Origin of the sequence: Bradyrhizobium erythrophlei, from assembly GCF_900129425.1 — a bacterium.
GTDB classification, from domain to species: domain Bacteria; phylum Pseudomonadota; class Alphaproteobacteria; order Rhizobiales; family Xanthobacteraceae; genus Bradyrhizobium; species Bradyrhizobium erythrophlei_C.
Window position 1 is genome coordinate 3,834,890 of record NZ_LT670817.1, and the last position, 24,247, is coordinate 3,859,136.

Annotated in this window: 20 protein-coding genes and 3 pseudogenes; 15 read left to right on the forward strand and 8 right to left on the reverse strand. The window is 59.0% G+C overall.

Going from position 1 to position 24,247, the window contains the following annotated elements:
* Positions 1-151: 151 nt before the first annotated feature.
* Positions 152-439: a hypothetical protein gene (locus B5527_RS18220; RefSeq protein ID WP_172842584.1), complete on the reverse strand. Its 288-nt coding sequence runs from the start codon at positions 437-439 to the stop codon at positions 152-154.
* Between the two features lie 281 nt (positions 440-720).
* A pseudogene (locus tag B5527_RS18225) lies at positions 721-1,320 on the reverse strand (IS110 family transposase); the annotation flags it as partial.
* A 247-nt stretch (positions 1,321-1,567) separates the two neighbouring features.
* Here B5527_RS18225 and B5527_RS18230 point away from each other — a divergent pair.
* From B5527_RS18230 to B5527_RS18255, 5 genes and pseudogenes are all read left to right on the forward strand, one after another.
* Positions 1,568-2,833 carry an LssY C-terminal domain-containing protein gene (locus B5527_RS18230; protein WP_079602762.1) on the forward strand — a complete coding sequence of 422 codons (1,266 nt, stop codon included), beginning with the start codon at positions 1,568-1,570 and terminating at the stop codon, positions 2,831-2,833.
* Positions 2,834-3,611: 778 nt separating this feature from the next.
* Positions 3,612-4,775 (forward strand): IS110 family transposase, encoded by a 1,164-nt coding sequence (locus B5527_RS18240; RefSeq protein WP_079602763.1) that lies wholly within the window; start codon positions 3,612-3,614, stop codon positions 4,773-4,775.
* A 669-nt stretch (positions 4,776-5,444) separates the two neighbouring features.
* Positions 5,445-6,883: pseudogene (locus B5527_RS18245) on the forward strand (IS1182 family transposase).
* 516 nt (positions 6,884-7,399) lie between these two features.
* Positions 7,400-7,777, forward strand: coding sequence for a potassium channel family protein (locus B5527_RS46355; protein WP_245332642.1), 378 nt, complete (start codon positions 7,400-7,402; stop codon positions 7,775-7,777).
* Between the two features lie 367 nt (positions 7,778-8,144).
* The gene (locus B5527_RS18255) at positions 8,145-9,812 is read left to right on the forward strand and encodes an MASE4 domain-containing protein (protein WP_079602765.1); all 1,668 of its coding nucleotides are present in this window, start codon (positions 8,145-8,147) and stop codon (positions 9,810-9,812) included.
* A gap of 1,213 nt (positions 9,813-11,025) precedes the next feature.
* Here B5527_RS18255 and B5527_RS47365 read toward each other — a convergent pair.
* Together B5527_RS47365 and B5527_RS18260 are read right to left on the reverse strand one after the other, a co-directional pair.
* Positions 11,026-11,241 (reverse strand): hypothetical protein, encoded by a 216-nt coding sequence (locus tag B5527_RS47365; protein WP_338065129.1) that lies wholly within the window; start codon positions 11,239-11,241, stop codon positions 11,026-11,028.
* Positions 11,156-11,599, reverse strand: a complete 444-nt coding sequence (locus B5527_RS18260; protein ID WP_245332643.1) for a GNAT family N-acetyltransferase — start codon at positions 11,597-11,599, stop codon at positions 11,156-11,158. Before B5527_RS18260 ends, B5527_RS47365 begins: the two co-directional genes overlap by 86 nt.
* A 224-nt stretch (positions 11,600-11,823) precedes the next feature.
* Between B5527_RS18260 and B5527_RS18265 the strand changes: the two genes are divergently transcribed.
* The 6 genes and pseudogenes from B5527_RS18265 (at position 11,824) to B5527_RS18290 (ending at position 18,831) form a co-directional block, all read left to right on the forward strand.
* A complete protein-coding gene (locus B5527_RS18265) occupies positions 11,824-12,939 on the forward strand; it encodes an AI-2E family transporter (protein WP_079602766.1) in 1,116 nt (371 codons plus the stop codon).
* Between the two features lie 163 nt (positions 12,940-13,102).
* Positions 13,103-15,295, forward strand: coding sequence for a DUF3141 domain-containing protein (locus B5527_RS18270; RefSeq protein ID WP_079602768.1), 2,193 nt, complete (start codon positions 13,103-13,105; stop codon positions 15,293-15,295).
* 30 nt (positions 15,296-15,325) lie between these two features.
* A complete protein-coding gene (locus B5527_RS18275) occupies positions 15,326-16,294 on the forward strand; it encodes a phosphate acetyltransferase (RefSeq protein ID WP_079607362.1) in 969 nt (322 codons plus the stop codon).
* A 5-nt stretch (positions 16,295-16,299) separates the two neighbouring features.
* Positions 16,300-17,506: pseudogene (locus tag B5527_RS18280) on the forward strand (acetate/propionate family kinase).
* Positions 17,503-18,294, forward strand: a complete 792-nt coding sequence (gene fabI / locus B5527_RS18285) for an enoyl-ACP reductase FabI (RefSeq protein ID WP_079602770.1) — start codon at positions 17,503-17,505, stop codon at positions 18,292-18,294. The pseudogene B5527_RS18280 and the gene fabI overlap by 4 nt, the downstream one beginning before the upstream one ends.
* Before the next feature lie 84 nt (positions 18,295-18,378).
* Positions 18,379-18,831: a potassium channel family protein gene (locus B5527_RS18290; RefSeq protein ID WP_079602772.1), complete on the forward strand. Its 453-nt coding sequence runs from the start codon at positions 18,379-18,381 to the stop codon at positions 18,829-18,831.
* An 86-nt stretch (positions 18,832-18,917) separates the two neighbouring features.
* Here the strand turns inward: B5527_RS18290 and B5527_RS18295 are convergent, their stop codons facing one another.
* Complete coding sequence (locus B5527_RS18295) at positions 18,918-19,589, reverse strand: helix-turn-helix domain-containing protein (protein WP_079602774.1); 672 nt, start codon at positions 19,587-19,589, stop codon at positions 18,918-18,920.
* A gap of 425 nt (positions 19,590-20,014) precedes the next feature.
* Between B5527_RS18295 and B5527_RS18300 the strand changes: the two genes are divergently transcribed.
* Positions 20,015-20,632 (forward strand): response regulator transcription factor, encoded by a 618-nt coding sequence (locus B5527_RS18300; protein WP_079602776.1) that lies wholly within the window; start codon positions 20,015-20,017, stop codon positions 20,630-20,632.
* A 229-nt stretch (positions 20,633-20,861) separates the two neighbouring features.
* Positions 20,862-21,236 (forward strand): response regulator transcription factor, encoded by a 375-nt coding sequence (locus B5527_RS18305; protein WP_079602778.1) that lies wholly within the window; start codon positions 20,862-20,864, stop codon positions 21,234-21,236.
* 197 nt (positions 21,237-21,433) lie between these two features.
* Here B5527_RS18305 and B5527_RS45920 read toward each other — a convergent pair whose 3' ends face one another.
* The 3 genes from B5527_RS45920 to B5527_RS44110 all read right to left on the reverse strand — a co-directional run bounded on the left by B5527_RS45920 (position 21,434) and on the right by B5527_RS44110 (position 22,925).
* On the reverse strand, positions 21,434-21,625 hold the full coding sequence (locus tag B5527_RS45920) for a hypothetical protein (protein ID WP_210199315.1): 192 nt from the start codon (positions 21,623-21,625) through the stop codon (positions 21,434-21,436).
* Positions 21,626-21,717: 92 nt separating this feature from the next.
* Positions 21,718-21,906 (reverse strand): hypothetical protein, encoded by a 189-nt coding sequence (locus B5527_RS18315; protein WP_079602780.1) that lies wholly within the window; start codon positions 21,904-21,906, stop codon positions 21,718-21,720.
* An 872-nt stretch (positions 21,907-22,778) separates the two neighbouring features.
* Positions 22,779-22,925, reverse strand: a complete 147-nt coding sequence (locus B5527_RS44110) for a hypothetical protein (protein ID WP_154072339.1) — start codon at positions 22,923-22,925, stop codon at positions 22,779-22,781.
* Between the two features lie 276 nt (positions 22,926-23,201).
* On the opposite strand from B5527_RS44110, the gene B5527_RS18325 reads away from it, so the two are divergent.
* Together B5527_RS18325 and B5527_RS18330 are read left to right on the forward strand one after the other, a co-directional pair.
* The gene (locus B5527_RS18325; protein WP_079602782.1) at positions 23,202-23,468 is read left to right on the forward strand and encodes a hypothetical protein; all 267 of its coding nucleotides are present in this window, start codon (positions 23,202-23,204) and stop codon (positions 23,466-23,468) included.
* A gap of 50 nt (positions 23,469-23,518) precedes the next feature.
* Positions 23,519-23,995 carry a hypothetical protein gene (locus tag B5527_RS18330; RefSeq protein WP_154072340.1) on the forward strand — a complete coding sequence of 159 codons (477 nt, stop codon included), beginning with the start codon at positions 23,519-23,521 and terminating at the stop codon, positions 23,993-23,995.
* Positions 23,996-24,247: the final 252 nt, after the last annotated feature.

The following is a 24,247-nucleotide window of genomic DNA, read 5'->3' on the forward strand; positions in this document are numbered from 1 at the left end:
TAACCATTCCGACCTGCGGACGTTTGAGTGTCCGAAGTGCGAGCACGTCCATAAAATGGTCGTTGAGGACCCGATGAACTCAGTCAAGTCAGGATGGCAGAACGGCGGGCTTAGGGCACCGGAGTAAGGCCGCCTCTGTAGGGGCGCTCTGTCAATCTGCCATAGGGACAAGCGTGGCCTCAAAGGTCAGGCCCGGCGCTTGTTTGGCGATTCCGGTGCATGATGCCGTTGTCGGCGTGGATTTGCCGGTCAGCGTCAAATTGACCTCGTCGATGCCGAAAACGGATGGCTGCCCCGGCGTGTGCCGCTTCGTGGCAATGAAAGCTGTGAATTTATCTCCGTCTGCAACGTATGACCCGGTGTAGGCGAGCACGGTGTCTCTACCGGCCACTCTGCCGTCGTTAAGCTCGATAACGCCGGTTCCTTCTCCCTGCATCATGCGGCGTCCTTCTTCCTGCCGGGTTCTGAACCAAGCAGAATAACTTCCATTTCGAAGCATGTGCCCACCTAAAGTCGTGTGCGAGATATACGTGATCAATAGCATCTATAGGTCGCCGCATGGTTTACTGGTGGGCTTTGCTTTTAACTCTAATGCAACGGGCCTTGCGGCCCCGGATTCTCGCATATTTCAATCGCCGCGTCGTGATGCGCCAGCATTTGGGCGAGATCGCGCATGCGAGCAACGCTGCGCAGAGCGGGCATTTGGATGAGCGGCCTCGGTTCGATCTCGCTAGATAGCCCCTCGATACGCTCATCCAGCCGGCGCCAGTCTCCCGCCAGATCCTCGATGATGCGCAACATGCGAGGCAAGAGCACATCGGTGCGCATCGCGAGGATACCCGGCAACTCGCACCGCAGCGAACGCAGGCCTTGCCGCACCGCGATGCCCCGCTCCAGCAGGAACGCACGGATCTGATTGATGACGCCGGTACGCTGACCGACCAATCGACCGCGGACGCGGTGCAGCGCCTGAAGGTCGAGCTGATCGGCGGTCTTGGTCGCGACGAATTTCATGGTCGGGCGTTGGACCGCCTCGGCGATGGCTTCCGCATCTCGGAAGTCATTCTTCTGTCCCTTCGAATAGGGGCGCACGTATTTCGCCGGCGTCAGGCGGGCATCGTGACCAAGCATTTGGAGTTTGCGACTGAGATGATGCGCGCCGACGCAGGCCTCCATACCGATCAAGCACGGCGGCAGGTTGGCGAGCCGCGTTTCCACCTGGCCGCGTGACCACTTCTGCCGCAGCACGATGGCACCGCGGTGATCCTGACCCACGATGTGAAACGAGTTTTTGCCGATATCGATGCCGATCACGGCGATTCGCTGCGCTGAGTTTCTGAGACATGGCGTGCTCCTTGTCTTGAGCGCCCCTCGCCAGCTTCTCGTGCTGGCAGGGCCGGAGCACGGCCGGACCATCCCATTAACGGCCATAGGGCGGACGTCTGACAAGAGTCCGGTTACGACCCAGGCAGGATCTTAAGCGCGACGACGTTGACCTGGATCAATGGGAGGACACTGCGATATTCCGAACCTGTGTTGGCCTAAATGGGCCGCATCGGATTGACACATGACGAAGAACTGGCGTGGGCCGTTCATAACTGTGGTGCTGCTTGCACTGTTCGCCGCGTTCAATCGTTCCAGCGGCGCTGACCCTGACCTGACAGCGGAGCAGCCGTTTATGTCCCGCGCTGAGGTTCGCCAGCAGGGAGCGGTCACCGTTCGCGCTGCGGTGCTGACCGACGACGAAAGTGAACGATATTTCGGCGCATCACTGGCTGACCATGGCATCCAAGTCGTTTGGCTGAGCGTAGATAACGCCAGCGATTTGCGGCTGCGCTTTCTGCCGATCGTCACCGACCCGAATTATTTCTCGGCCCCGGAAGTCGAACGGTTACTTCGCGTCTGGTGGTGGTCGGGCAGTACCAATGCATCGATCGCAGCGGTAGTGGCGCGAACCCCGGTGCCGGACGTGATCCCGCAAAAACAGACCGCTGCCGGGTTCGTCTTCACGCACCGTGAAGGCGGTTTGAAGCTGCTTGAGGTCGGGTTCGAGACCGATAGGCAGATGCTTCGGTTCAGGTTCGTGCTGCCGGTCGGCGGCCGCTCATACGCGATCCAGAAAACCGACTTTGGAACCATTTATTCGCCCGGTACAATCGAGGCCGTCGATCTTGCGACACTGCGCGAAAAGCTGGCGCAGTTGCGCTGTTGCACGACCAACAAGACCGCTAATACCAACGGTGATCCGCTCAATATCGTAGTCGTTGGGCGCGGCATTGACGCGCTATTTGCCTTCATCGAGCGAGGCTGGAGGCTTGACGAGCCGTTCGACCTCCACAGCGTTTACCGGACTATTCGGGCCTTCTTGTTTGGCAGCGAATATTTCAACGCGCCGGTCAGCCCGCTATATGTTTTTGGGCGCCAGCAGGATGTCGCGCTGCAGAAAGCGCGCGACACCGTCAGCCTGCGCAATCATCTACGGCTCTGGCTGGCACCGTTCACCATTGACGGACTTCAGGTGTGGGTTGGCCAAATCAGCCGCGACATCGGCATCAAGCTGACCACACAATCCTGGTATCTGACGACCCACGTTATTAGTCCGGAAGTGGATCAGGACCGCTTCTATCTGATGCAGGACTTGTTCCTGTCCGGGGCTGTTTCACACTTTGGCTTTGTCCGAGGCGTAGGCGCGTCGTCCATGCCCGATCCACGGGTAAATCTCACCGGCGAGCACTATTTGACTGATGGCCTGCGGCTCGTGTTGTTCCTCAATGAGCCGCGCCGCGCGTTCGACCAGATCGATTTTTTGGATTGGGAGCGCGTTGACCCGTAGAACGGCCGCTGCCGCTGGGCGTGTCTGGCGGATAAGTGAGGAGGCAATGTCGCTTTCTGGCACTTTTGAGACATGCCGACGGACGCTGAGCATGTCCGTTGATTGGGGTAGACCGGAGTGCGCCGGGAGACCGGCAAGGAGTAGATGGTGCAAGTCCATCACGATGAAGGAGTAGCTACCCGCATCGACCCCGAGTCATGCGCAGATGCCCGCGAGGGCATCGGCGAAGCGTTGACGGGGGAGCGCATAGGCCAGCCATTGAGCCGCGATAGTACCCTCATCCTGGGTGCCGACGTCGTTCCGCTGACGGAAGGCAATACGGATGGGCGCGATAGTGCGAGCGCCCAGACGGCCCGGCGTGGTCGTAGACACTGGCATGTGCGGACGCTCTTTGCTCGGGAACCGGGAGATCTCATGGTCGGCCAGCGCCACATGCGTGTAGCGCTGGTCCGTGTCGGGAAGGCGAGGAGCCGTAGCCGATGATGTACGATCATGAGAAGTCTGACCCCGCCATAGTAGCTGTGAAGCCGACGAACAAGGCCGGGCAACCGGCTGCGGAGTTGGTGGAGCCAAGGGCGGGGGCCGAGGGGAATGTGAGTCAGCAAAGCACGGGCCGGGCACAGTACCGGGGAATCGTGTGAGAGGCGCTGAAGCGCATACGGAATTTCGTGAGAATATCACGACGCGCCGTTAGACACCCGAGGTGGGAGAAGCTATGGGGCGGGCGGCGGAGGTCGTGGCACCTTCATCGTCCACACCAACTGATGGAGGTTGCCCCATGGCCCAAGTCAATGATCTCAGCCGAAGCCTGACCGCGTTTGATCCGATCTCGACCTTGGTAGTGGTCGTCGAGATGAGCAAGGCGAGCTGGCTGGTGAGCGGAGCTGTTCCTGGCGTCGAGCGCCAGCCGTTGAAGAAACTGGAGCCGGATGCGACGGCACTGTTGCGATTGATCGAGCGGTGGCGGAACGAGGCGATGCGTGCTGGCCGGCCGATCAGTCGGATCGCGCTGGCCTATGAGGCTGGCCGCGACGGCTTCTGGCTGGCGCGCTGGCTCATTGCTCGCGGGATCGAGGCGCATGTCATCCATTCGGCAAGCGTTGCGGTGTCACGCGAGCGCAAGCGGGCGAAGACGGATCGTCTAGATGCGGCGATGTTGATGCGCGTGTTCCTGGGCTGGTTGCGCGGTGAGCGGGGGCACTGCGGGATGGTGGTGATCCCGACGATGGAGGAGGAGGCTGCGAGGCGCCCGAGCCGCGAACGCGAGAGCCTTGTCAACGAGCGCTCACGCATCACCAACCGCATGAAGAGTGCGCTCGCCCGTCTCGGGATCCGGGGATTCAAACCACATCTGCGCAAGGCGCCTGAGCGTCTGGCAGGTCTGCGGACAGCGGAGGGCACGGGCCTGCCGGCGAACGTCATCGAGGAGTTTCGGCGCGACATGGCACGGCTGGCGCTGGTCCGTGAGCAGATCAGCTCGATCGAGAAGACACGTGCCGAGCGGCTCGAGCGGGCACCGGACACAGGCCCGCATGCGATGGTGCGGCTGCTCGCCAGGGTGATTGGTATCGGCATCGAGACGGCGGACATGCTGGTGCGGGAGATCTTGTCGCGGAAGCTTCGAGATCGAAGAGCCGTGGCGCGCTACGCCGGGCTCACGGGATCGCCCGACGAGAGCGGTTTGAAACGCCGAGAGAAGGGCCTGGCCAAGGCCGGCAATGCGCGGGTACGACGTGGGCTGATCCAGTTGGCGTGGCGCTTCCTGATGTTCCAGAAAGACAGTGCGCTGGCGCGCTGGTATCGCACGCGGACCGAGGGGCCGAGCGGCGCGCGCAAGACGACGATGATCGTGGCACTGGCGCGCAAGCTGCTGATCGCGCTGTGGCGCCTGGTCACGACCGGCGAGGTGCCAGACGGTGTCGAGCTGCGGCCGGCGGCGTGAGCAACACTCTATAACGAGGAAAGGACAAACAGGGTTCGGTACCTAACTGCGCTTGATGCGCCCGGGTAGCCGATGACGATCCGAGGTGGCGGCAATCCGCACACGGCTATGGCTGCAATGCCGCTGGGAGAATGGACCCGCCGCCTCGGAGCCTTGCTCGCAGAAGCGTACGACTGCTTCATGGTCGGGACCCTACATGGTTCAACCGAATACAAGCGTGGTTCGCGGGCGATCGCTCGTGGCCAATGGCAGGCTCCCCCTCGGATCATCGCGTGGCAAACCACCCGATCACGGGCAGTTTGCCGCCGTGCTCGCGTTGGTCAAGGACAAGCCTTCGGCGGCGCTGAAGAAGCGCCGTCCTTGACCCTCGCTGCGCGCGACGGCGACGGCCAATATGCGGTCGGGGCGGAAGAATGCTCGCGGCGCGGGTCGAACAAAAGAATCAACAAACAAGGGCGCGACAAAATGGTGTGCACCACCCTTGACAAGAAAGCCCCATACAAGCCGTATGCCCGAATTGGGCTCGTACGGATCTGTGCGGGGGCGCGGGGTAACTCGCGTCCCTACCGCGAAAGTCATCGGCTGACAGTCAAAACGTCGCTTTTGACCCTGGCTGCGTGAAAACGAACTGTCTGCTATGATTCGCTTGGCGATTTGCCGGGGGCAATCATGAAGCGCTTCGTTGAGGGTGCCGATCGCGGACAATCGACGTTGTTGCCGGAATGCCTCGATGAGTGGGTCGAGGAGAGCAATTGCGTTCGTGTGGTGGATTGCTTTGTCGACGGGCTCGATCTGGCCGATCTCGGTTTCGAAGGCGTCGAGCCTGCAGCGACAGGCCGGCCTGCCTACCACCCCTCGGTTCTTCTGAAGCTTTACATCTACGGCTATCTCAACCGAGTGCAGTCGAGCCGCCGGCTTGAGCGCGAAGCCGGCCGAAACCTGGAAGTCATATGGCTACTCGGTCGGCTCGTTCCCGATGACAAGGTGATTGCCGATTTCCGCAAGGACAATGGCCCGGCGATCCGCAGGGCATGCGCGAGCTTCGTCAATCTCTGTCGCCAGATGGGTCTGTTGGCGAAGGCGAGCGTCGCGATCGACGGCAGCAAGTTCAAAGCGGTCAATAATCGAGATCGCAATTTTACCCGGGGGAAGATCGATCGCCGGCGCGCGCAACTCGAGGAGAGTGTGGCGCGGTATCTCTCCCAGCTCGATACGGCGGATAGGCAGGAACCGTCCGAAGTGCTGGGCTCAAGACGACGCGGCTCAAGGAGAAGCTCGACAAGCTGAAAGAGGAAATGGGCAAACTCGCAGCCTACGAGAAGCAAATGTTGGCCTCGCCGGATCACCAAATCTCGCTCACTGATCCCGATAGCCGCTCGATGGCAACAAGTGGGCGTGGCTCGGGCGTCGTCGGCTACAATGTGCAGGTCGCGGTCGACACCGTGAACCATCTGATCGTGACGCACGATGTGACGAATATCGGCTCGGATCGCTCACAACTGGCGAACGTGGCGCGGGAAGCCAAGGCCGTTCTGCAAGTCGATAAACTCGAAGCCGTCGCCGACCGCGGCTACTTCAATGGCGAAGAGATCCTGGCCTGCGAGCAGGCAGGCATTTGCGTGACGTTGCCCAAACCGATGACGTCGGGCGCGAAGTCGGAAGGCCGCTTCGGCAAGCAGGACTTCGTCTATGTGCCGGAGGAGGATGTCTATCGTTGCCCCGCCGGCGAGAAGCTCAAATTCCACTATGCCAATGAGGAACACGGGCAGAAGATGCGCCGGTACTGGACGAACGCCTGCAAGACCTGCGCAATCAAGGATCAGTGCACCACAGGCAAAGAACGCCGCATCACGCGATGGGAGCATGAGCACGTTCTCGAAATCGTGCAGCAGCGGCTGGATCAAGATCCCCAGGCCATGCGCCGCCGGCGCGAGACGGTTGAGCATCCCTTCGGCACGCTCAAGATGAGAATGGGCGCGACGCACTTCTTGATGAAGACGCTGCCGAAGGTCGCGAGCGAGATGGCGCTCAGCGTACTCGCCTACAATCTGACGCGGGTCATGAATATCGTCGGTACAAGGGCGTTGCTGGCAGCGATCAGAGCGTGAGTGTGGAGACCCCACTGCGTGCCGATACCGAGCCAGACCATGCCCAGCATTCCCCACCACGACTCGGAGGCGGCCCCTGATCGCCCAACAGGAAAAAATTGCTCAGATCGGCCGTGTCGGACTACGCCGACCGGATCGTGGACGTTCCCGGCCCGCGTCAGCGCGTTATCACGCAACCAAGACCCAGAGCCGACATTCCTCACATCCGACGCCGCGCCAGGGACATTGGTATCGCAACTGGAGGAACTTACGATGATGTTAGACCCCCTCAGTGATTTGCGCCACCTGCGCAACGAACGAAGCGACTGGCTGCTCTCGGCGCTGACTGGAGTGCTGATACTGCCGCGTTTCATTTATTTGCCATCGGCCTGTTACTCGCGATCATCGGCGGCATGGTGATCATTTCTAACAGTCCCACGGCCCTCGTTTTAATGTCGATTGCCCTTGCTGCCAATATTGCCGTATTTTTCCTGCGGCTCTATACCCTTCCATCTTCACATATTGGCCGGCGCATGGTTGATCATCGCCTGCACTCTTGGGATCGTGGTCACTCGGACCGTATTCAGGCGAGGCCGTGTCACATATCACAGAATTATCGGAGCGATCCTTCTGTACCTGTTGATCGCGGTGGCCTTCGCGACGCTTTTTCTTTTTGTCGGCCTGTCAAATCAGGACGCGATCAAGGGAATAACATTTGACGACGATCAGTCACTCGCCAGTGCGCTTTTTTATATGAGCTTTGTTACGCTGACATCGACTGGCTACGGCGACATCGTTCCAGTGCATCCGTTAGTGCGAAGTCTATGCAACATCGAAAGCGTAATTGGCCAACTTTATCCGGCGACGCTTTTAGCAAGGCTTGTTTCCCTTGAATTGCAAGATCCAGGCCGATAACTTCCACAACAGAGGACATGCTGCAGTGACCTCCGCATCTCCGTTGTTGCGGCGCGAGGTCCGGGTTTGACCCACAACGGAAGTCGGCCCCGGGAATGGCGTGCCTGTGAAGGCCAAGATCGGTAGTCCACTGTGAACAGTCAGGCTGCGTCGAGGCGTCCGAATTGAGGGGCAAAGCGGAAAACATATACTCGTGCTGAGTTCTTCTCAGTTTGACCCATTTATTTCGGAAGTTTGCTCTAGCGGAAGGACAGCCCGCCATGCTTTGATTTTGGGATGGAACAGACTTGGCTGCTGTTCGGAGCATCACCGTGCTCTTCGATCGGCTAGCCCTGAACGTATTGTCGTAATACTCAGGACGACGCCGATGAAATTGGCGGAAGTTCACCAAGCGGACTTTGGAACGGCCCGGTTGCCGGAGGCCGAAGCCGAGGACTCTGTTCAAAAAGAGGGACAAGATTTCCCATTAGTCATCGCGACCATGCCAGCAACTAAGCGGCAACGGGCGATAGCGGTCGGGATCGTCATTCTTTTGATTGTCGCGGCGGCTGTTATCGCACCGTTCGCGAGCATGCAGGTCGCTCAAGTTGATGCCTTCATTCCGGTTTTGCAGACCGTGGTGAGCGTTTTCGATCTTGTCACGGCAACCCTTCTGTTCGCCCAATTTTCGATCCAGCCTCAGCGCGCCCTTCTCGCGCTCGCGAGTGGTTACATATTCAGCGGCTCGTTCGCGTTCTTGCAGACGCTGGCCTTTCCGGGGGCGTACGCCCCGGCTGGTCTGGTCGGTGACGGGCCTAACAGTCCAGCTTGGATTTACGTGCTTTGGCACACTACGTTTCCGGCGGCGATCCTCGCCTATGCGCTCTCCAAGGATGCCACCGGAGCCGCCAGACTGCCGGGCAGACCGGCAATGACAACCATTGTAATCACTGTTGCCTGCGTACTTGCGGTGATAGCAGGACTGACTTGGATCGTGACGGCGAAAACGGAATATCTCCCGGTCCTCTTCCCCACTGACGTCAGGGTTCAGGCGCGGCTTGGCAATCAGATCAACCTTGCGCTTTGGCTATGGGGTGCTACCGCGCTAGCGGTGCTACTATTTCGCAGACGCACAATCCTCGATTTATGGTTGATGGTAACTTTGCTTGCCTACATGCCAAGCTTCTTGGTGGCGATCATCGGCAGCTCGATACGATTTACCATCGGCTGGTACGCGGCTCGTGGCTTCATTCTGGTCGGCAGTTGCATGTTGCTGAGCGTGTTGCTCGTCGAAACAACTTTTCTCTATTCACGCCTTGCCAGCGCCATCACCTTGCAGCGACGCGAACGCACCAACCGGCTTTTGAGCGTGGACGCTATCACGGCCGCCATCGCGCATGAGCTGAGGACGCCTTTGGGAGCTATCTCACTTAATGCCAATACAGCCCTCAGTCAGCTGCGTTCGAACCCTCCGGAACTGGAAGAAATGGATGAAATCCTTACTGACATAGAGGCCGAAAGCCATCGCGCGGCTGCAATCATTTCGAGCGTTCGCCAACTGTCGAAAACGACGCCTGATCGAAGCGCGCCGACACGCGTTGAGGATGTTGCTCGGCAGGTACTAAGATTGCTGCAACACGATCTTCAGGTCAACGAAGTATCCGTCGCTACGGAGTTTCAAGACAACCTTCCCGAGGTGCATCTGGATAGCACGCAACTCCAGCAAGTACTCTTGAATCTCGTTAAAAACGCCATCGACGCGATGAGCTCGGTGGCTCCTGACGCACGACACGTGCGGCTCACAACGAGCTTTGACGGTCACTCGACCGTATTGCTCTCGGTCCAAGACTCCGGACGCGGAATTCCTGTCGAGGATCGAGAGCGCATGTTCGATCCGTTCTTTACGACGAAATCCGGCGGTATGGGAATGGGGCTCGCTATCTGTTCTACTGTAGTCGAGAACCACGGAGGCAAATTGCGGCTCGTCAAGTCGGACTCCGACGGCTCGATTTTTGAGCTCGCAATACCGGTCGGCGGGCAGCGGTCGGCTGAGTAGGCCCATGCGGATGTCCGATTGTGGCAGTGCGCCCCGAAGGCGCGGTAGTGGAGGAAGGATCCACCCAGAGAGTTGTCGATTAATCTGGTAGCTGACGAGCGGTTCGGCCGGGTAACCGGCAGGCCTGGAGCCTCGTGACAAAGGCCGCTTTAGGCGGTTGAGCAATCCGGCGGGCCGTAACGTGAGTGAAACCTGAGTAGGCCTCGAAAGTGACAATGCGGATGCCGACCCTCCCGCCATTTGGGGGAAGGCAGTATGAGCGGGGAGCAATCGACGCGCGCACCCGCTCGATCCGCCGGGGTAGTGGGCACGGCACGTCGGAAAGGTGGTTCGGGTAATCGGGGGAAACCCGTCAAGGGCCGAGGGTAGCGGCCTCAACGTCGCGAAAGGCGGCGGCCATGGCGGGAGTCGGACGGGGTCGTATGACCGTCGAAGCCGGGTAATGCTGGCTGAGAAAAGGGCCCTGACTTCTGGTGCGCTTTCGAAAAAAATCCGCACGCCACGTTCCGTGGGAACCGGGGGCGGGCGACCGCCTCCGGCGACCCGGTGGGATGGGAAACGGAGCGTTGCCGAATAGCCCAAACTACCGCGCCCATCCTCGACTCTACCGACCGACTGGCCTAACTGTTGTTCGAGGCTACTTGCGATAACGGCTGGACTGACTTGCATCATGACAACGAAAACGGACTATCTCCCGAGCCTCTATCGTCACGTTACGGACGCGGTTTGCCAAACAGATCTCGGCATGGGAGCGGTATGCGCCACTTCGTTCAGTCAACGTCACCTGCCCATTGGGACAATGGCCCTGAGGGCAATAGTCCGAGAACGGCATCTGTCGTAGGTTGGCGAGGATCAAATCAACCCTCAGGCAGGGGGTACCAATGTCGAGCCAGTTAGAGTGTATTGCGCGAGCTACGCTATGTATGAGACTCGCGAAGTGTGAGCCGGCCAACAGAAATCTCTGGATGGCCGAGGCGGAACACTGGTCACGCTTGTCGAAAGAGAGGCTTCGCGGCGGGGCTGGGGCAATAATCCCTTTCGGCATCTTGGCAAGCTTGCCGGCACGGTCGGCAAGATGCTTATCAGTTTCGGCGTCGGCAAGAGTCTCATGAAAGAATTGGGACTGACCGACGCCGCCCGTGTTTCTTCGCCAAGTACCCGCTCTTGCAGCGCTTGACTGGCGGCCGAAGGGTGTCACGAAGCAGCAGGTCGCTCAGAAAATGGACGAGTTCTTTGACGCTGCGTTGGCAGAGATCGAAGGGGTCAGGCAGGCTGTAGGGTCAGATGTATGACCTGAGGCTCCCGTTTGGAAGCGGGCCGGAAGCCGAACTTCTTGAACACTTTCAACATCGCGGTGTTCTCGGGTAACACCCTCCGCAATCAGCTCCTTGAGGCCCCCGTCGCGCGCCAAAACAGCCAGATGCTGCATGAGGATCGTGCCGATACCTTGACCTTGATAGGTATCGACCACGACGAAAAGCTATCTCGGCCTGGCCGGGCCGGACCACGATATAGCGTCCACCACCGACGATCGTCGGAGATTCGTCTTCATCGATTTGTGCGACCAGCGCGACATGGTTTTCGAAATCGACGTTGAGAAAGAACGCCAACTCTTGCTCCGAGAAACCCTTCTTTGGTGCGAAAAAGCGTCGCTGCAGCGATTGCGAACTGGTTCGTCCGACCGCCGCCAGCATCTCGGCTCTGTCATCGGGACGAAGTGCGCGGATTTCAATCGGACGACCGTCGCGAAGATGCTCGACGGCCGAATAGTCGGCGGCTCCAGACATGAGAAATGGTTCCCGGTCTGCTCGAAACAGCAAGCTGCTCTGCCGGCATTGTGCCCTCGCAAGAGAGAATGATCTCGCCGTGGCGATGCTTGATCTGGATCAAGCCGGGGTTTGCGCAGGCGACAATAGGTTTGGGATGCGAATGGAGGTTCTCACATGCTGCATCGTTCCGCGCGTGGTCGTTGCGCGTGTAATGCGGGCGAGCGGGATATTGAAACAGGGCCCTGAGGGTGCTTCGACAAATCAAATCCGGCGACGAGATCATACAGCTGGCGATCCGCCTGGCTCTGCTCACCTTCCTGCTTTATTGGTCGTTCGTCCTTGTTCGTCCATTCATTCCCATACTGGCCTGGAGTATGGTCCTGACGGTAGCGTTGTACCCGACGTACAACTGGCTATCGGTACAGCTTGGTGATCGGCCGAAGCCGGCGGCTGTTGTCATCACCGTCATCAATCTGGCGATCATCATCGGACCGGTGACGTGGATCGGATTTGGCTTGATTGATGGATTGCAAGACTTCGCGGACCAGCTCGGCGCGGGCACCTTGGCCGTTCCATCCCCACCAGACGGCGTCAAAGACTGGCCGATCATTGGTGCGCGGGTTTACAGCCTCTGGGACCAAGCTGCTACAAATCTCGGGGCTGTGCTGGGCGAGGTAGCTCCGCACCTGAAGCCATTGGCCGGTCCGGTACTTGCCTTTGCCAGCAGTGCGGGCGTGGGAACGCTCAAGTTTATCGTATCAGTGGCGCTGTCGGGGTTCCTGTTCCTCTATGGCCCGCGCTTCGTTGCGGCAACTAGAAGGATTCAAGCGCGTCTGATGGCGCAGCGAAGCCAGGATTTTGTTGCCCTGGCAGGGCTGACGATACGCACGGTGTCCCAGGGAGTAATCGGCGTTGCTGTCCTTCAATCGCTGCTGGCCGGAATTGGATTGAAACTTGCCGGCGTGCCTCACGCAGGCTTGTTGGCGTTCGCCGTGCTCATTCTTGCAATCCTGCAGATCGGATCGGCAATCGTCCTCATTCCCGTGATCATATGGATTTGGGCGACCAAGGATTTTGCGGTGGCTCTCCCGCTGACGATCTATCTGTTGATCGTGGGATTGGCTGACAACATCTTGAAGCCCATGCTCATGGGACGCGGGCTGAGCACGCCCATGCTTGTCATCTTCATCGGCGTCCTGGGCGGGATGCTGGCGCACGGCATCGTCGGCCTGTTTATCGGGCCCATCATCCTGGCAGTGGCCTGGGAATTGATGACGGCATGGATCCAAGAGGATCAGGCTGGCGTCATCTTGCCTGATGCGGGAAGCGACGGAGAAAAACTCGTCGCGAAAGACTAGCTTCAGGACCCGGCCGGTAGCGGCGGTTTTCCCCGCTGGGCAAATCGCGACAGAAATGACGACGCGTCAAGCGAGCGCCGGGGTTCCCTTGACCTATGTCAAAGGTCTCCTCCGCCCACGCGCAATCCTGATGTGTGGGCTGCGATTAATGAGAGATTTGAGCATGTCTATCAACAAGCCAGCCATCTCGGGCGATAGGCAGCCTGGGGTTTTTGCATCCGCCTTCGAATACCTCGTGGATACCGGGCAACGCAGCGTCCTGTTCCTGGATGTCATGCGCCAGCGCGGCGTTCAATACAGCGAACATATCGCCAAAACTGCACCTCATGTTCTCGACTATGATGTCGAGCTGATCGTCGACGGAAGGAATCTCGAGCGGCCGGTAAATTATGGGCTCGTGCGGGTCGCCCCGCCGAGCGGAGTGGAGATTGATATCAGGCGTCGTCCGTTTGTGGTGGTCGATCCTCGCGCGGGTCACGGGCCCGGGATCGGCGGGTTCAAGGCGGACAGCGAGATCGGCGTGGCGATGAAAGCCGGCCACCCCTGTTACTTCATCGGCTTCCTGCCCGAACCGATGCCCGGCCAGACAATCGGGGACATCGCGAGAGCCGAAGCGGTCTTCATCGAAAAAGTCATCGCCCTGCACCCCGACGCCGACGGCAAGCCGTGCGTAATCGGCAACTGCCAGGCCGGCTGGGCAGTCATGATGCTGGCTTCGCTGCGGCCGGAGCTTTTCGGACCGCTTATCATCGCCGGCGCACCGTTGTCCTACTGGGCCGGCGTCTGCGGCAAGAACCCAATGCGCTATTCGGGCGGCCTGCTCGGAGGAAGCTGGCTGACCGCCCTCACCAGCGACCTCGGAGGCGGCAAGTTTGACGGCGCGTGGCTTGTCCAGAATTTCGAGAATATGAATCCCTCGAACACGCTCTGGACCAAGCAGTACAATGTCTATTCGAAGATCGACACCGAGGCTGATCGCTATCTCGATTTCGAGCGCTGGTGGGGCGGACATGTCAACCTGAATGCTGAGGAGATCCAGTTCATCGTCGATGAGCTGTTCATCGGCAATAACCTCGCGGCAGGGCGCATCAAGACCTCAGACGGAAGAGTTGTCGACCTGCGGAATATCTCTTCGCCAATCGTGGTATTCTGTTCAAAGGGTGACAATATCACGCCGCCGCAGCAGGCACTCGGCTGGATTCTCGATCTCTATGGCGATGTCGATGAGATCCGCGCCTACGGGCAAACCATTGTCTACACCGTTCACGAAACGGTCGGTCACCTCGGAATATTCGTATCCGGCGGCGTTGCCAAGAAAGAACACAGCGAATTCTCCAGCAACATCGACCTGATCGACGTGCTCCCGCCTGGGCTTTACGAGGCAACTTTCGAGGCCAAATCCGCCGATACCGCCAACGCGGAGCTTGCGGGCGGAACGTGGATCATGCGTTGCGAGCCTCGCACGCTCGACGATATTCGGGCCATGGGCGGCAATGCCGCCGAAGACGAGCGGCGCTTTGCGACCGCCGCTCGGGTATCCGAGATCAACCTAGCCAACTACCGGAATTTCGTGCAGCCATGGCTCAGCGCCGCGGTTCCTCCCCAACTGGCGGCGTGGATGCGCAAATGGCATCCGCTCCGCGTTTCGTACGAGACCTTCGGCAGCAATAACGTTGCCATGAAGGCCGTGGCCGAAGCGGCTGACAATGTTCGCGAACACCGCAAGCCGGCGGCAAACGACAATCTATTTCTTGCCTTCCAGGAGACCGTCTCCAAGAACATCGTCAATGTACTCGACAACTGGCGCGACGCGCAGGAGGCTCTCAGCGAGTCGCTTTTTCTCGGCATCTATGGATCGCCCGCGCTGCAGGCCGCGGTGGGAATAAAGCCGGATGCCGACGTGTCGCCCAAGCCCGAGATGTCGCCAGAGCACCGCAAGCGTCTCGAGGCGCGCATCGCAGAGCTGAAGTCGCAGATCGGAAAAGGCGGTCTCAGGGAATGCGTCATCCGCGGCCTGCTTTACGTCGGCATGGCCCGCGGAATGGTCGACGAGCGAAGCCTGGAGGCGTTGCGCCGGGTCCGCGCTGACGACGCCGGCTCGCGCCTCACGCTTGCACAGTTCAAGACGATGGTACGCGAGCAGTTCTTCATGCTGCTGCTGGAACCGGAGGCAAGCCTGGCTGCCATCCCGAAACTGCTGCCGGCAAGCGAGGACCAACGCCGTAAAGGTCTGGCTGCGATTCGCTGCGTCCTGTCCGCGAGCGCGGAAATATCCGGCGAAACTGCCACGCGGTTTGATCGAGTGAAAGAGCTGTTTGGCGGCCTCGCCGCCGAACCGCAGGCGAAGGCATCATAGGCCCTTTTTGAGGTGATGAGGAGTTGAATGATGAGCGTTGCACCCATGGAAGCGGGCGAGGCCAGGCCCGGCGCAAAATATGATCGTCTCATCGCAGCAGCGAAAGCGATCCCGGCCGCTACGACGATCATCGTGCATCCATGCGACGAAAGCTCGCTGCGTGGCGTGTCCGACGCCGCCGAAGCCGGCATCATTAAGCCGACCTTGGTCGGGCCGGCGGCGAAGATCAAGGCTGCTGCTCTCAAACACAATATTGATATCAGCGGCTTCGAGCTGGTCGATGCCCCTCATAGCGAGGCTGCTGCAACAACGGCCGTGGAGCTGATTCGCGCGGGCAGGGGCGAGATGCTGATGAAAGGCAGCCTGCATACTGACGAGTTGATGCGAAGCGTGACTGCGAAGGTCGGCGGGTTGCGCACGCAGAGGCGGATCAGCCACGTGTTCGTGATGGATGTCCCGGCCTACAGCGAGACCATCTTCATCACCGACGCCGCCATCAACATTTTCCCTGATCTCGATGGCAAGCGCGACATCGTGCAAAATGCGATTGATCTTTACAACCAGGCCGGATTTGGCACGTCTCCCCGGGTCGCCATTCTCTCGGCAGTCGAGACTGTCACATCCAAGATCCCGTCGACCATCGAGGCCGCCGCACTCTGCAAGATGGCGGACCGCGGGCAGATCACGGGCGGATTTCTCGATGGACCGCTCGCGTTTGACAACGCCGTCGATAGGGAAGCGGCGAGGATCAAGGGAATAAAATCAGAAGTCGCGGGGCGAGCCCAGATTCTGGTGGTGCCGGATCTCGAGGCCGGCAACATGCTGGCCAAGAACCTGACGTACTTCGCCAAGGCGGACGGTGCCGGCATCGTGCTCGGCGCCCGCGTTCCGATCGTGCTGACCTCGCGGGCCGATTCACCGAGAGCCCGCATGGCATCGTGCGCCGTCGCAACGCTCTATGCCGCCGCGCGGCGCCGTGCCCAGACGATCGCCGCGTGATGCCCATGGACACGTTCCTCATCGTCAACGCCGGCTCCTCAAGCGTGAAATTCCAGGTGTTTGCCGTGGATGGCGACGGCGGACTGCGACGGCAGATCAAGGGTCAAATGGACGGCGTTGGAAGCCGTCCCCGGTTGCGCGCCACTGGACCAGCAGGCGACACGCTGGCGGAAAGGGCCTATCCGGTTGAGAGCGTTCCAGACGTTCCGGCGGCGCTGATGCTTGCGAGCGCCTGGCTGCGGGATGAACTCCAATTGAGCCCGCTCGCCGTCGGCCACCGGGTGGTGCATGGAGGCCCGGATTATGACCGGGCCGTGCTGATCGACCATGGCGTGGTTGCGCGCCTCGAGAATTTCACGGCGCTAGCGCCACTTCATCAACCCCATAATCTGGCACCAATCCGTTCGCTTCTTGCCAAATTCCCTTCACTGCCTCAGGTCGCATGCTTCGATACTGCATTTCACCGTGACCATGACGAAGTGGCGGATCACTATGCCATACCTCGCCAGTTCTATGATGAGGGTATAAGGCGTTATGGATTCCATGGACTCTCCTACGAGTACATCGCGAACACTTTGCCCAACGTTGCGCCGGAAATCGCCGAGGCGCGTGTCATCATCGCTCATCTGGGCAGCGGCGCTTCGATGTGCGCCATTCACGGAGGGCGCAGTGTGGAAAGCACGATGGGCTTCGCCGCCCTCGATGGACTTCCCATGGGAACGCGGACTGGCCAGATAGATCCCGGGGTCGTTCTCTATCTTATGACTGCAAAGGGCATGTCGCCCGCCCAATTGCAGGATTTTCTCTACCGTGATTGCGGGCTGAAGGGACTTTCCGGCGTCAGCAACGATATGCGGGAGCTTCAGGACAGCAGCGATCCCCGTGCGGCTTTTGCTGTCGACTACTTTGTGTACCGGGCTGCGCTTCACGCCGGAATGCTGGCGGCTGCCTTGCAAGGCCTTGACGCCTTCATCTTCACCGCAGGCATCGGCGAAAACTCTGTCGGGGATTGCGGAGCGGCTCGAATGGCTCGGAATATCTCTCGATCCGGCAGGCAATGCCCAACACGCGCTGCGGATATCTTGCGGGGCCAGCCGCATCCCCGTCTACATCGTGCCAACCGATGAAGAGTTGATGATTGCGGAGCACACATTGTCGCTGCTGTGGGATCGACATTCGTCCTCCAGCCCAACTCGAATGAGAGCGTCATGACAATTCCCGCATTTCCAGAGACCAAGGTTGCGCTAAAGGGACGAAAGGGCCTGATCGTCGGCATCGCCAACGATCAGTCGATCGCGTGGGGATGCGCCAAGGCGTTTCGGGCGCTGGGCGCGGAGCTGGCTGTCACCTATCTAAACGAGCGGGCAAGAAAACATGTCGAACCGCTGGCGAAGGAGCTTGAGGCGCCAATCTTCATGCCGCTCGACGTGAATGCCGAGGGGCAAACCGAACAGGTTTTCGAGCAAATCGAGAAGAAGTGGGGCCGGCTTGACTTCCTCCTGCACTCGATTGCGTTCTCCCCGAAAGAGGCACTGCACGGGCGTGTGGTTGATGTTCAGCGCGACGGCTTCCTCAAGACGATGGACGTGTCCTGCTGGTCATTCATGCGCATGGCGCATCTGGCGGAGCCGCTGATGAAGAACGGCGGTGCCCTCTTCACCATGACGTATTACGGCAGCCAGATGGTGGTGGAGAATTATAATGTCATGGGAGTTGCAAAGGCGGCACTGGAGGCCGCCGTCCGCTACATTGCAGCCGAGCTCGGCCCCAAAGGCATACGGGTGCACGCGATTTCGCCGGGACCGCTGGCGACGCGCGCGGCTTCGGGTATCCCCGAATTCGACGAGTTGATGGACAAGGCGCAGGCCAAGGCTCCCGCTCGAAGCCTCGTGAGCATCGACGATGTCGGTGCGGCGACGGCGTTTCTTGCACTCGACGGTGCTAGGCTCATTACCGGCGGCGTCATGTATATCGATGGCGGGTATCACATCATCGACTAGGGTGTACGCTCGTTCGCGCGTAGCAGGATTCAATCGCCGATATTTCCAACCTGTTGCAGCAGTCCCAGCGGCGGAGGCACCTGTATGTTGCGGCAATATCTCGTGGGCGCAGCCACCACCGTCTGCAACATTGCGATCCACGCTTTGGTGATGGTGGCCGTCATCAAGGTGGCGCGCATCGCGGATGAATTGGCAACGTCGCGTCAAACGCTTCGACTGATCGCAGTCATGATTGCCACTGTGACGGTCTTGATGATCGCACACCTTGCCGAGGTGCTCGTCTGGTCATTGATCTACGTGATTACCAGTGCCGCACCCGCGGGCACCGATCTCATCTATTTCGCCTTTGTGAACTACACGACTCTTGGCTACGGCGACGTGACGCCGGTCGAGCGCTGGCATTTGCTCGGGCCAATGACCGCGATGAACGGTGTGCTGTTGTTTGGTTGGTCGACTGCCGTGATTTTCGAGGTGTTGCGGATGACGCTGATGGCGGGCGGCAACGAAGGGGAACAGAAACGTTGGTGGCCAGGGTAGGGCGGTCGCTCAACCAGTGTGACAACCGCTCCCGTACGGGCCCTCTATGCTGTTGTCGTATAAGCATTTGGTGACTGGGGTTCGTCCTACAGGTCCAGGTCGGCCAGCCGTACCCGGTCCTTCAGCACGATCTGTCGCTGGGTCGGTCCCAGGAAACCAAGGATCCCTCTGCCGTGAAGGTATGAGAGCGCGCGCGATACGGTTTCGAGTGTCAGGCCGAGATAGTCGGCGATATCGCGACGACACATGGGAAGAGCCATTACGCTGCTAGCGGTCAGGCGGCGGTCCATCTCCAGCAGGAACGCGGCAACGCGCTCAAGGGATGTCTTGCGTCCCAGCAGCAGCATATGGTCCTCAGCGTGCTGAAGGCTGCTCGTCGTCATATTCAAGAGATCAAGTGCGACGAGCACATCGGTCTCCGCCACGTGCTCCAGACTGCGCCGCTTCATAAGGCGCACGGTCGTGTCGACAATCGCCTCCGTGGTAAACCGATGGACGGAACCGTTTTCCAGGCCGAAGATGTCGCCAACCAGGTGGAAGGCCCCGATTTGACGGCGGCCGTCGGATAGAAGCTTGTAGCTGCGAACCGCGCCCTCTACCACGTGGTAGATGTAGTCCGCTGGTTCCGTTTCTCCGTAGATCTCCGAGCCTCTGTTATACTTGAATTCACTTAAATTGACTCGTGCACGGGAAAGCTCTCCAAGCTCACCGAGAGCACTCTGCCTGCCAGCCGAAGCGGCGTTGATGTTGACAAGCATGGATATCCCCCTGTCTACGCAATCCGTTCGCTTACTTAAGGGTTTGAAATGTAAGCGTTTCGTAACTCCGGCGCCGATATCGCACTGTGTCGGGAATGGTTTACAACTTAGCCTGTGCAGTCGACTATTGGCTTTAGGACCATTGTCCCAATGGTCATTGTCCGGAAGCACATTGCCCTTGGGGACATTTTCGCAGGCACGGCAATTTTCGCGAGCGTACACTTCGCGTTGGGTGCACACTTTTATCGACACAATCGGACGTTAGTTTGCGTTGAGATCCGCGTGTCACGTTTGTCACGCTGCGGTTGCCGTCCGCACGGGTACTCTCGAACTCGTGCCGTGCTCGTGGCCGGGAATTCGTGTTGTCCTTTCGATGGTAGATCAGATCGATTTCACGCGATCAAAGCTGCCCTAGGAGATACGTTATGCTGGGCGTCGTTCATGTCGTTGACGATGATGCGTCGTTCCGGACGGCTATCGAACGCCGTTTGAAGAAGGCTGGCTACGAAGTCGCAACATATCCTTCGGCCCAGCATTTGCTGGACCACTTGCCCAATGAGAGCGGTCCAGGCTGTATCCTTCTTGATGTGCGGATACCTGGTTTGAGCGGTCCGGAGCTGCAAAGGCGCCTCAGCGAACTCGGCTCGACGCTGCCCATCGTGTTTCTGACAGGCTATGCCGATGTCCCGACCACGGTCCAGGTTATCAAGGCGGGCGCCGATGATTTCCTGACCAAGCCGGTCACGTCTGATCGACTGCTTCGCTCCATTCAGCGGGCGATGGCGCATTATGAAGCAACGCGCGATACGAAGAGCAAGATCGACACCATTCGCGCCCATATCGCTGCGTTGACGCCGCGCGAGCACGAGGTCTTTGAACTTGTCATTCGCGGCAAGACCAACAAGGAGGTCGCGAACGCACTGGGCGCAACCGAACGCACCATCAAGGCTCATCGCCACCGGGTGATGGAGAAGATGCAAGTCCAATCGCTCGCCGAACTTGTCTCCCTGGCCGAACGAGCGGGCGTCCTGGATGTCAGGTAGCCGACAGACGAGCTGAGCAATCTATCAACAGCGTTTGAATTTCTATTGTCCGATGGGACAATAGAAAAGCCGATGCGCGAGGCGTATCGAGTTTATCCGATGTGATTCCAACAGACTTGGCACGTTTTAGATTGGCCGAGAGTCATCGGGTCGGGCGAGTTATGATGGCTACGTGTTTTTGAGCCGTATCGCGATTAGAGCGAGGTGAATAGACCAAAGGTTACTGATCGTGCCGAACCGAAAGACCATATTTGTCGTGGATGATGACCCGGGCACGCTGAGGAGCGTGAAAAGGTTGTTGAGGGAACATGGCTATGACAGCGTGCTGTTCCAGTCGGCGGAGGCTTTTCGAAATCACGGCGATTTCGATCAGGCGCTTTGCATCGTTCTGGACATCAACTTGAACGATGCGTCCGGCATCGAGGTGAGGCACCGCCTTAAAGCCGATGGAATTTCTGTTCCGGTTATTTACATCACCGGTAACGACAACGATGCCGTTCGCATGGCGGCGATGGAATCGGGATGTATTGCCTTCCTCACCAAGCCATTCTCCGCGAAAGCGCTGATCGACCCGATTGAGAAGGCTTCAGCCAGCCTCGCTTAGGTGTTCCCACGTTTCGTTCTTGGGTCACTCGTGATTGTCTGTTCAAAGATCTGCGTCGGAGTTCCATGTCGAACTGCTGCGAATTGGTGGAGCGGGAGTGACGTACTCACGGTCAGGACGCTGGAATCGACAACCTCCAGCAGGAGCGTTTGTCCCGCTTCCCCCCATGACGGGGCGTGGGGAACGCACGGAAAATCTCAATCGCGCCCAGTTGTGCCGCCTCGATGGCCGCGCTTAAGGCGGAGGCTTGCCGCTCTCAAGCGCTGTATCTCTTCCTCAGTGGTTCTAATTTTCCTTTCGAGCTGGCTGGTCTTCGCGTTTTTTGGCCCATCGTCGCGGCGCAGCTTGTCGAGCACTTGGCCGACGGAAAGCTTATTTATTTCAGCCATCATAACCACCTCTGCGCTGCACTAGCCGGTTCGGCCTTCCTTCCAAGGGCGCGGCCCTGTCCACTCGTCGCAACCACGCTCGGGCTTGGGCGTCAGGTTGCTTTCTTCACGATTTGGAACCCCTTGGCCCCCAATTCGAGCATTACGACCTTGGCCAGATGCGCGCATTTCTCCGGCTTAATCCAGTGAGGGCTTCTCCAATCCGGGTCGTCTTCTTTTGGATAACTGACAAAGGCTGAACGAATCGCGGCCTCGACCACATCTTTAGGATCATCCGGCATCGTACCTGACCTTGGGCGGTGAGCAGATAAATTACCGTGGCAATGGCCTCCCTATGACCGTAGAGGCCCCATCGGGTTCTTCCCAGGACGCACGTCAACGCGCAATGTACGTTGATCTAAATCAAGCAAGGGAAGCGCCTGCCATTTCATTGCAGATTGCATCCAGGGATCGGGAGGGGCTATCTCAACGTGAATTCCAGCGGGTGGCAGTGGATTGCAAATTTTTATAGCAACGTGTTTCGGGCAGAGCGCGGGGTGAGTCTGTCGGGTCCGCAATTGTCGTCACCTCGGTGAAAGCTGCATGGATTCCATCGGAATGCCAAGATGGCTTCGGATCGTCCTTGTCGCCGGCGTCGTCGTTCTGGTCACGGGGGCGGGTCTTTTCGCCTATCGCTAGCCTCTTCGCTGCGCAATTCAGCTCGAAAGCCGGACCCTTGATCTTGATCAAAGCTGCGACGTCGCTTCGGCGGTTGGTTAGCTCCCATTAACACCGACTTGCGGAGGCAGGCCTGCAAGTCCCGCATAGGCGAGGGAAACCGGGATCGCGTAGGCGGAATATCTCTGACGCCGGTCGTTCTCGTCGCTACATTCCTTGATCAGCACCGGCCGAGCCCACAACCCGAACCCGGCTCTCGAACACGCCGACTGGCTCGACGAGCAACCAGACGCGGCGCCGGTATTCCACGCGCGCGCAAGTCCTGCCGAGCGCGCACTGCCGGCCACCAATATTCGCACCGTCCGGTCCCCTTAAGGAGACCAGGCTTCGCGACAGTCCTAGTAGCAAGGTGGGTTGGGATAGTATCCGCAGCGTGGCCCATAATAAGTTCCGTAAGCCCCGTAGGCCGCAGCGCCGACGGCGGCGGCTCCGACACCTACCGCCACACCACGACGTACGGCCGCGCCGCGGTAAACACCGGCGCGATAGGCGCCTCCGCGATAGCCGGCGGCGCGATAGGCGCCTCCGTGATAGCCGGCACGGCCAACGCCAGCGCGCCCACCGCGATATGCGAAGGCATCATTTGAAATCATGGCAGCGCACGCGATGCTGACGATAACCGACGCAGTCAACGAAAAGATCGTTCGACGTGACATGTTGTTCTCCTTCTACCGTTGTCAAAAAGCGTATCCTCTGGTCGCCGGATTAGATGATTTTGGAACAAGTCTAGCCGGAGAGCCGCAACCTGCCGCCAAACGTTGCGCTCTGTGCAGTCGCTTCGTTGATCTAGATCAACACAGCCGCCTTGGAACTGCGTGCATCAGAACACTTCACCAGACCCGCGTGAGGAGTTTTGACCTTGGGCGAAGTGATCAAATCGGAAGAGTTCTCCCGTCGGAAGGCGCTTTCTCTTTTGGGATTGGTTGCTGCGTTCAACCTCGCGGCATCTTTTACGGTGCCGATCGTATCCGAGGCTGAGGCCCAAACCGCGGTTTGGAGCGCCGTCACGAGCGACACAAAGGACGCACCGAGCGGCGCGAGGAGCGACGTAGCTGAGCGAAGCGCATTGGATCGAGCGGTGTTGGAAATTCCAGACGTCGAGTCGCATGGCCAAATACGATGGTGATCCACTCACATGTCGATGGCGTCCTTCATTGACGGCCCGATAATCGATCAATGATTGCCAGATCGACGCTTGGGGGGCAGATGGAGCGGCGGATGCCTCTCGCGAGATATTTTTTCTATGTTGGTGGATTATTGCTCGCGCTGTTGTTTATTGCTGATGCATATCTTCCGAAATTGCCGGTTGCACACGGGGTCGATGAGATTTCTTACAGCATCCGCATTCATTCCGATCGGAAATGGCCGGAGCGCATTGTTTACGACACCAACCTCCCGACCATCACCGCTCCGCAGAGCGGAAATACGGAGCAAAGCGCCACGTCCCCGGCAACAATCGCCTCTGCCAAGCGGCGGGAGCAGGAGGCATTTGCGCAACTGCCACCGTCCGATGCAAACCAGCTACAATCACCCGATTCAAAAAAGCCACAGCCGAAGCAGCAACGCCAGCGCAAAATTGCAAAACGACGCACGCCGCCCCCTGTGTTCCTGGTCGCGCGGCAATCGCGATTTGGCTGGTTTGGCTATTGGTGAGCAGAGGCTAGGCCTTTACGCACCCTAACATCCGCGTAGATTGTCATCCAAAATATATACGCTGATCAAAAGTACCCAAACGAGCAATACCGCGAAACTCCACCGATGTAATAACTGCCGATCAGCAGGATCGACGCCAACAAGTACCCGATAAAGGCGATCCAGCGCGGAGCGATTCCGGTGTAGATCACAACAGTTGACGTTTAAGATATGAAGAAGAGAATGCTTGGGCGGATTGCGGGATCCAGATTT